Annotated in this window: 1 protein-coding gene; it reads left to right on the plus strand. The window is 47.5% G+C overall.

What is annotated here, in order from left to right:
* Positions 1 to 1,933: hypothetical protein (locus D8803_RS09565; protein WP_190316824.1), on the plus strand; the 1,933-nt coding region annotated here is incomplete at both ends.

Genomic DNA, 1,933 nt, shown 5'->3' on the forward strand with positions numbered 1-1,933 from the left:
AAGCGCGAGCCAGTCTGCGTCAATTAGTGCGAGCCAAAGCGCTTCAGCATCAGTAAGTGCTAGTCACTCAGCATCTGTATCAGCTAGCCAATCAGCTTCAGCGTCTGTATCTGCAAGTCAAAGTACTTCAGCATCAGTAAGCGCAAGCCAAAGTGCCTCAGCTTCAGCATCTAACAACCAGAACTCAGCGTCTATCTCAGTAAGCGCGAGCCAGTCTGCGTCAATTAGTGCGAGCCAAAGCACTTCAGCATCTATCTCAGCAAGCATCAGTGCTAGCCAATCAGCCTCTGTATCAGCTAGTCACTCAGCTTCAGCGTCTGTATCTGCAAGTCAAAGTACTTCAGCATCAGTAAGCGCAAGCCAAAGTGCCTCAGCTTCAGCATCTAACAACCAGAACTCAGCGTCTATCTCAGTAAGCGCGAGCCAGTCTGCGTCAATTAGTGCGAGCCAAAGCACTTCAGCATCTATCTCAGCAAGCATCAGTGCTAGCCAATCAGCCTCTGTATCAGCTAGTCACTCAGCTTCAGCTTCAGTATCTGCAAGTCAAAGTACTTCAGCATCAGTAAGCGCAAGCCAAAGTGCTTCAGCTTCAGCATCTAACAACCAGAACTCAGCGTCTATCTCAGTAAGCGCGAGCCACTCTGCGTCAATTAGTGCGAGCCAAAGCGCATCAGCATCAGCATCAGTATCAGCAAGCATCAGTGCGAGCCAATCAGCATCTGTATCAGCTAGTCAATCAGCTTCAGCGTCTGTAAGTTCAAGCCAATCAGCATCTGTATCAGCTAGTCAATCAGCTTCAGCGTCTGTAAGTTCAAGCCAATCAGCATCTGTATCAGCTAGCCAATCAGCATCAGCATCTGTAAGTGCAAGCGACTCAGCGTCTGTATCAGCTAGCCAATCAGCAAGCGCATCTGTAAGTGCAAGTCAAAGTGCTTCAACATCAGTAAGCGCCAGCCAAAGTGCTTCAGCATCAGCATCTAACAACCAGAACTCAGCTTCTATCTCAGCAAGCGCGAGCCAGTCTGCGTCAATTAGTGCNAGCCAAAGCGCNTCAGCNTCNGTAAGTGCNAGTCANTCAGCTAGCGCATCAGTAAGCTCAAGCCAATCAGCTTCAGCATCAGTATCAGCAAGCCAATCAGCTTCAGCGTCAGTATCAGCAAGCCAAAGCGCTTCAGCATCTGTATCAGCAAGCCAAAGCGCTTCAGCATCTGTAAGTGCAAGCCAATCAACTAGCGTATCAGTATCTGCAAGTCAATCAACTTCAGCATCTGTATCAGCTAGCCAATCAACTAGCGCATCAGTAAGCTCAAGTGAATCAGCTTCAGCGTCTGTAAGTGCAAGCCAATCAGCAAGCGCATCAGTAAGCTCAAGTCAATCAACTTCAGCATCAGTATCTGCAAGTGAATCAGCTTCAGCATCTGTAAGTGCAAGTGAATCAACTTCAGCATCTGTAAGTGCAAGCCAATCAGCTTCAGCATCTGTATCAGCTAGTCAATCAGCTTCAGCGTCTGTAAGTTCAAGCCAATCAGCATCTGTATCAGCAAGCCAAAGCGCTTCAGCATCTGTAAGTGCAAGCCAATCAACTAGCGCATCAGTATCTGCAAGTCAATCAACTTCAGCATCTGTAAGTGCAAGCCAATCAGCTTCAGCATCTGTAAGTGCAAGTGAATCAACTTCAGCATCTGTAAGTGCAAGCCAATCAGCTTCAGCATCAGTATCTGCAAGCCAATCAACTTCAGCGTCTGTAAGTGCAAGTCAATCAGCTAGCGCATCAGTAAGCTCAAGCCAATCAGCTTCAGCATCAGTATCAGCAAGCCAATCAACTAGCGCATCAGTAAGCTCAAGTGAATCAGCTTCAGCATCAGTATCAGCAAGCCAATCAACTAGCGCATCAGTAAGCTCAAGTGAATCAGCTTCAGCATCAGTATCTGCA

This window comes from Streptococcus oralis (assembly GCF_003943385.1).
Taxonomy (GTDB): Bacteria; Bacillota; Bacilli; order Lactobacillales; family Streptococcaceae; genus Streptococcus; species Streptococcus oralis_CA.